At 68.5% G+C, this 4,115-nt stretch carries 3 protein-coding genes and 1 pseudogene; all 4 read left to right on the forward strand.

The window, feature by feature from the left end; genetic code table 11:
• Positions 1–461 (forward strand): annotated as a pseudogene (locus DMC18_RS26200) (tRNA(Ile)-lysidine synthetase); the annotation flags it as partial.
• Positions 462–537: 76 nt separating this feature from the next.
• Positions 538–2,418, forward strand: coding sequence for an ATP-dependent zinc metalloprotease FtsH (gene ftsH / locus DMC18_RS20910; RefSeq protein ID WP_110118455.1), 1,881 nt, complete (start codon positions 538–540; stop codon positions 2,416–2,418).
• A gap of 166 nt (positions 2,419–2,584) precedes the next feature.
• On the forward strand, positions 2,585–3,079 hold the full coding sequence (locus tag DMC18_RS20915) for a YbjN domain-containing protein (protein WP_110118454.1): 495 nt from the start codon (positions 2,585–2,587) through the stop codon (positions 3,077–3,079).
• 32 nt (positions 3,080–3,111) lie between these two features.
• On the forward strand, positions 3,112–3,927 hold the full coding sequence (folP, locus tag DMC18_RS20920; RefSeq protein WP_110118453.1) for a dihydropteroate synthase: 816 nt from the start codon (positions 3,112–3,114) through the stop codon (positions 3,925–3,927).
• Positions 3,928–4,115: the final 188 nt, after the last annotated feature.

The following is a 4,115-nucleotide window of genomic DNA, read 5'->3' on the forward strand; positions in this document are numbered from 1 at the left end:
CCACGACGCCGCCGCGCGGCGATCGCCTGTCCCGGCTGGTCGAGCGGCTGGCGCGGGGCGAGACCTTCACCGCCACCCTGGCCGGCGCCCGCATCGTCGCCGACGAGGCCGGCGCGCTCTTCGTCCGCGAGGCGGGCGAGGCCAGGCGAGGGGGGCTGGAAAGCCTCGTTCTCGCCGCCGGCGAGACCGCCGTCTGGGATGGCCGCTACCTCGTCACGGCGCGCGAGCCGGTGACGATCCGCGCGCTCGGCGGTCTTTCGGCCCGTCTGCCGGCCTGCGAACGCCAGGTTCTGAAGAATTTTCCGGCCGTCGTCCGACCGGTGCTGCCGGCGTCGGTCGACGCCTCGGGACAGGCCTCTAGCCCGATCCTTGCAAGGGATAGCGCGTTCGGCGCGAGCGTGCTGATCCGGGAAAGGTTCGAAGCCGCGTGCGGCTTCATCGATCAAGAACCTGCGACCTGATATCGCGCGCGTGGCGAAACGCCGTCAGTCGTCCTATCTTGGGTCGACGAGCGATAGCTTTGGGAAGACGACGCGTATGAATCTGAGGAACGTGGGCATCTGGCTGGCCATCGTGTTCGTCCTGATCATGGCTTGGACCGTGATGCGACAGGGCAACCCGGTGCATCGCGAAGGCGGCGCCAGCTATTCGCAGCTGCTGAAGAACATCGATAACGGCCAGGTCAAGAAGGCCGAGATCAATGGTCAGCAGGTCAAGGTCACGGCCGCCGACGGCAAGACGGTCTATGTCGTCAACGCGCCGTCGAACAACGAGGACCTGATCAAGCGGCTGGAGGCGCGCAACGCCGACATCCAGATCCAGGACCCGAACAAGTTCAACGTGCTGGGCCTGTTCCTGAACATGCTGCCGATCCTGCTGCTGATCGGCGTGTGGATCTTCTTCATGCGCCAGATGCAGGGCGGCACCAAGGGCGCCATGGGCTTCGGCAAGTCCAAGGCCCGCCTGCTGACCGAGAACAAGAACCGCGTGCTGTTCGACGACGTCGCCGGCGTGGACGAGGCCAAGGAAGAGCTGCAGGAGGTCGTCGACTTCCTGAAGGACCCGGCCAAGTTCCAGCGCCTGGGCGGCAAGATCCCCAAGGGCGCCCTGCTGGTCGGCCCTCCCGGCACCGGCAAGACCCTGATCGCCCGCGCCGTGGCCGGTGAAGCCGGCGTGCCGTTCTTCACCATCTCCGGTTCGGACTTCGTCGAGATGTTCGTCGGCGTCGGCGCCAGCCGCGTGCGCGACATGTTCGAGCAGGCCAAGAAGAACGCCCCCTGCATCATCTTCATCGACGAAATCGACGCCGTCGGTCGCCACCGCGGCGCCGGCCTGGGCGGCGGCAACGACGAGCGCGAGCAGACCCTCAACCAGCTGCTGGTCGAGATGGACGGCTTCGAGGCCAACGAAGGCATCATCCTGATCGCCGCCACCAACCGTCCCGACGTTCTGGACCCGGCCCTGCTGCGTCCGGGCCGCTTCGACCGCCAGGTCGTGGTCCCGAACCCGGACGTCGCCGGTCGCGAGAAGATCCTGCGCGTGCACATGAAGAACGTGCCGCTGGCCGCCGACGTCGACGTCAAGACCCTGGCCCGCGGCACCCCCGGCTTCTCGGGCGCGGACCTGGCCAACCTGGTCAACGAAGGCGCTCTGACCGCCGCGCGCAAGAACCGTCGCATGGTCACCATGCACGACTTCGAGCACGCCAAGGACAAGGTCATGATGGGCGCCGAGCGCCGCTCGATGGCCATGAGCGAGGACGAGAAGAAGCTGACGGCCTATCACGAGGGCGGCCACGCCCTGGTGGCCCTTAACGTCCCGGTCGCCGACCCGGTCCACAAGGCCACCATCGTGCCGCGCGGCCGCGCCCTGGGCATGGTCATGCAGCTGCCGGAAGGCGACCGCTACTCGATGAGCTACGACATGATGACCTCGCGTCTGGCCATCATGATGGCCGGCCGCGTGGCCGAGGAGCTGATCTTCGGCAAGGAGAAGATCACCTCGGGCGCGTCGAGCGACATCAGCGCGGCCACCAACCTGGCCCGCAACATGGTCACCCGCTGGGGCTTCTCCGACGACCTGGGCACCGTGGCCTACGGCGACAACCAGGAAGAGGTTTTCCTGGGCCACTCGGTGGCCCGCACCCAGAACGTCTCGCCCGACACCATGGTCAAGATCGACGCCGAGGTCCGTCGCCTGGTGAAGGGCGGCGAGGACGACGCCCGCCGGATCCTGACCGAGAAGCTGGAAGACCTGCACTCGGTCGCCAAGGCCCTGCTGGAGTTCGAGACCCTGAGCGGCGACGAGATCATCGGCGTCACCAAGGGCGTCGCGCCCATCCGCGAGGAGACCGAGGAGAAGAAGCCGACGGGTCCCGTGGCCTCGGTGCCGGTCTCGCCCACGGGCGTCACCGCCTAAGGCGCGAACGAACTTTTTGAGACCGCGAAAGCCGGATCCGCTCGTCGGGTCCGGCTTTTGTTTTGCTCCACCGGTCGTCCACGGCTTCCTTGCGGCCCCGTTCTGGTCTTCCCGGGCGAGGGGGTGGTACAGCTTCCCTTCGGAGTTGAAACGCAAGGGAACGCGCATGAAGACGTCGATGCTGGGCCTGATGGCCGGAGCCCTGGTCGCGACCACCCCTCTGGTCGCCCCCACAGCCGCTTCCGCGGCGCCGGGCGACATCCACGTCGACGGCATGACCGGCCCCGAGGTCGCCAAGTGGCTGCAGGACGCCGGCTACAAGGCCGAACTGACCAAGGACGAGACCGGCGACCCGATGATCAAGAGCGCCGCCGGCGGCGTGAACTTCACGGTCTATTTCTACGACTGCACCGCCAAGCCGCGCTGCAAGGCCCTGCAGTTCGCCGCCAGCTTCGACCTCAAGCAGCCGATGTCGGCGGCCAAGATCAACGAGTGGAACCGCCAGAACCGTTACCTGAAGGCCTATATCGACGACGAAGGCGACCCCTACGTCCAGTACGACGTCAACATCAACGCCGGCCGCAGCACGGCCGTGCTCGAAGACGACTTCGGCGTCTGGACCTCGATGATCGACGACTTCACCACCTTCATCGGCTGGTGACGACAACGACCCACGGGTCTAAACCCACGCCCATGATCCATGCCGTCCCGCGCGTCATGGGCGTGGTCAATGTCACGCCCGACAGCTTCTCGGACGGCGGCCGGTTCTTCGATCCCGCCGCCGCCCTGTCCCACGCCCGCCGGCTGATCGACGACGGCGCGACCATCCTCGACATCGGCGGCGAGAGCACCCGGCCGGGCGCGAACCCGGTGTCCGAGGCCGAGGAGATCGCCCGCGTCGTCCCGCTGATCCGCGCCATCCGCGCCGAGAGCGACGCCGCCATCTCGATAGACACCATGAAGCCCCGAGTCGCCCGCGCCGCCGTCGCCGCCGGGGCCGACATCTGGAACGACGTCGCGGCCCTGCGCTTCGCCCCCGACGCCCCCGAGGTCGCCGCCGAGCTGGGCTGCGAAGTCATCCTCATGCACCTGCGCGGCGAGCCGGGCACCATGCAGGACGAGCCGCGCTATGACGACGTCGTCGCCGAGGTCGAGGCCTTCCTGCTGGCCCGGGCGCTCACCGCCATGGCCGCCGGCGTCGAGCGCGAGAAGATCTGGCTCGATCCCGGCATCGGCTTCGGCAAGACGCCGGCGCATAACCTGGCTTTGCTGTCGGCCCTGCCGCGCTTCGTGGCCCTGGGCTACCGCGTGCTGCTGGGCGCCAGCCGCAAGCGCTTCATCGCCGCCATCGACCCCCGCGCCCAGGACGCCCGCGACCGCCTGGGCGGCTCGCTGGCCGTCCACCTGCACGGCGCCGACTGCGGCGTCGAGGCCGTCCGGGTCCACGACGTCCGCGAGATGAGCCAGGCCCTGGCGGTGTGGAAGGCCATCGTCGCGGCGGGGCGCTGACCCCCCTCCGGCCCTCCGGGCAGGGTAGGGGTGTTCATGGCTTGCGCCTTTTCCCGTAGGCGAGGGTGACGACCTAGACGCCGATCAGCGCGCCGATGGCGGTCACGCCCATGACGCCGGGGATCCAGGCGCGGGCGGTGGACGGGGAGGTCGCGACCAGGGCGGCGGCCGTCAGGCCCGCCAGCACG

The sequence above is a fragment of the Caulobacter sp. D5 genome (assembly GCF_003185805.1).
Lineage (GTDB): Bacteria > Pseudomonadota > Alphaproteobacteria > Caulobacterales > Caulobacteraceae > Caulobacter.

Bases quoted from the DNA above. Each gene is read 5' to 3' on its own strand.
- ftsH (WP_110118455.1), top strand. From the start codon at position 538: ATGAATCTGAGGAACGTGGGCATCTGGCTGGCCATCGTGTTCGTCCTG.
- DMC18_RS20915 (WP_110118454.1), top strand. From the start codon at position 2,585: ATGAAGACGTCGATGCTGGGCCTGATGGCCGGAGCCCTGGTCGCGACC.
- folP (WP_110118453.1), top strand. From the start codon at position 3,112: ATGATCCATGCCGTCCCGCGCGTCATGGGCGTGGTCAATGTCACGCCC.